Below are 2,005 nucleotides of genomic sequence, written 5' to 3'. Positions count from 1 at the left end.
CATGACTGCCCGCACCGCCCTATGCCAGCCGTCGATCAGGACGCTGGTTTCATTCCAGAACGGGACGAAGAGGATTGGCCTCGTCACGTCGGTGGTTTTGGCATAGTCCAGATCCAGGTCGGGATACTGCTTTTGCAGATACTCGACTGTCAGCCCGTGATCGCTCGGGTGGAACGTCATGGGCTGTCTGCGGCTGGCTTCTACCAGTCGCATTCCCGCACCTGCGTTCCAGTGCCACTCGCAGCCGTTGCTGTCGGTGAAGCAGAAGACTTGGTCGTCCGTGTGGAGCACGATGACTTTTGGGCCATTCTTGAGAGTGGTCATAGGTCAATACTCCTCCCTAACCATCCCTAAAGTCTCTTGCCAGCCTGCCGAGGTGATAATCCAAATAACGGTTCCGTCTTTGAGGGTATAGCTGGAAAGAACCCGACCTCCGCGCTTTATGGATTCCTCGTTGACCACGCGGTCGTCGTAGCACATCTCCGCGCCGTAGTCGCCTTCGCGATGCCGCTTGAGTAGGTGCATTAGCTCCTCCTCGTTGCGGATCAGGGCTTCGACTGCGGCTGGGGTGACATAGACTTTGCCCAAGAGGAACTTGATGGGCCGCTGATAGCCGCTCATAAAGCATCTCCCTTGGCCTCGTAGACGAAGGTCTCACTCTGTCGCTTCGCTCTTTCCGGGACTTGCCCGGTGAGCCTTCTGACGACTTCAGCAGCGCCCTTGCGGTAGACCGTGACGACAACGAGCGAGCCGGTGTCGGCTTCTCGTACCGCCCAATGTCTACTGCCTTTGTAACGGGAAATAGTCAAAGACACAGGGGCACCTCCAGACGTTGCTGGAGAACGCGTGATGCGCTCTGCATGACCTGCTCGATGGTGACGGCTTGCCCTACCGCTTCCCAACGGGCAGTGCGGCGGGCAATCTCGATCCGTTGAGCCATGAGAAGCTTCCGCCAGCCCAAAACGTGCTTACAGCAGTAACGCCCGCTGTTTTTCTCAAAGAAGGGGCAGGTACAGCTCTGCTCGCTACGGTCTAGGGTGTAGGTGGCTCCCTGCTCAGAGCGAATGAGATGCAGATTCCCGTCAAGAGAGCGGATTCGATATCCGTCCTCAAAGAGTCGTTGTGCTCGGTCGTTGACGTTGGCAAGTAACCTCGCCTCGTCCAGATTCATGGTTAGGGTTCCTTTCTAGTAATTGAAAAGCGAAGCCCATCTTCGGCTACGCCGAATGAGATCGCCGCTAGACCGAGCCATGAACTTCCCGTCTCCGGGCAGCATGGCCCGGTGATTTGGGGAAACGAGTGCGGTGTTAACGCCGCTTTAGCAGGGCCCCTACAGCACGAAGCTGCTCGGGCTTGGGGACAGCAGGAGACTCGATGCCACGAACACCTCGGCAGGTCGTTAGGATCTGCTCCAGCAGTTCAAGGCACTCCTCCGCACTTGGCGGCAGTGCAACGAGTTCTCCATCCTCAGGCTGGCCGATGTAGTCGTCCAGCTCAGGAACGGGAATCTCGATTCGCCAACCGCGATGGGCTTGAATGACATGCTCCTCGACCATCAAATGCACGACTCCGAAGTGCCATTTCTCCTCGACTTCAGCCGCCAGCCCCCGCAGGCGCTGGCAGACAGCGGCAAGCCGCTTGTCTATCGTGGGGAGAATGGCGCTCACGCGAGTGATCCTCCTTTGGGAAGGAGTATTCGCTGCCGAAGCGCCTGGTCTGCTCGGCTTTCACTGGTAGTGTCAATCAGGACACTTGCCAGCGTTTCTAGCTCGTAGCGCCCTTCCACCGACAACCGCTGCGCTGCGCTGGTGACAGCGTTTACCAGTCCGTAGAGTGTGTCCTGGTGGGACTCGCCATACAGTCCGAACTTGATGTACTCGGCAGTCTGCTTGGAGAGCTTCCAGGCATCGGCCAGCACCTCGATAGCTCGGGCCGGGTCAGGCACGATTGTCTTGGTAGAGAGGACCATCTGCTCGATGAACGCCGCCGCCACGAGTCGTGCTTG

Annotated in this window: 6 protein-coding genes; all 6 read right to left on the bottom strand. The window is 58.2% G+C overall.

What is annotated here, in order from left to right:
* A partial coding sequence (locus tag ACH2EH_RS06625) for a hypothetical protein (RefSeq protein WP_395140105.1) occupies positions 1–324 on the bottom strand: 324 nt, incomplete at its 3' end.
* 3 nt (positions 325–327) lie between these two features.
* A complete protein-coding gene (locus tag ACH2EH_RS06620) occupies positions 328–621 on the bottom strand; it encodes a hypothetical protein (RefSeq protein ID WP_395140103.1) in 294 nt (97 codons plus the stop codon).
* Positions 618–809 carry a hypothetical protein gene (locus tag ACH2EH_RS06615; RefSeq protein ID WP_395140101.1) on the bottom strand — a complete coding sequence of 64 codons (192 nt, stop codon included), beginning with the start codon at positions 807–809 and terminating at the stop codon, positions 618–620. Before ACH2EH_RS06615 ends, ACH2EH_RS06620 begins: the two co-directional genes overlap by 4 nt.
* Complete coding sequence (locus ACH2EH_RS06610; RefSeq protein WP_395140099.1) at positions 806–1,171, bottom strand: SWIM zinc finger family protein; 366 nt, start codon at positions 1,169–1,171, stop codon at positions 806–808. Before ACH2EH_RS06610 ends, ACH2EH_RS06615 begins: the two co-directional genes overlap by 4 nt.
* A gap of 136 nt (positions 1,172–1,307) precedes the next feature.
* Positions 1,308–1,667 (bottom strand): hypothetical protein, encoded by a 360-nt coding sequence (locus tag ACH2EH_RS06605; protein WP_395140097.1) that lies wholly within the window; start codon positions 1,665–1,667, stop codon positions 1,308–1,310.
* Positions 1,664–2,005 (bottom strand): hypothetical protein (locus tag ACH2EH_RS06600; protein ID WP_395140095.1); only part of this gene is annotated, 342 nt, incomplete at its 5' end. The genes ACH2EH_RS06605 and ACH2EH_RS06600, both read right to left, overlap by 4 nt.

Origin of the sequence: Armatimonas sp., assembly GCF_043760365.1 — a bacterium.
Taxonomy (GTDB): domain Bacteria; phylum Armatimonadota; class Armatimonadia; order Armatimonadales; family Armatimonadaceae; genus Armatimonas.
Note: the sequence above shows the minus strand (reverse complement) of the source record. Positions and strands in the feature narration are given on the sequence as shown.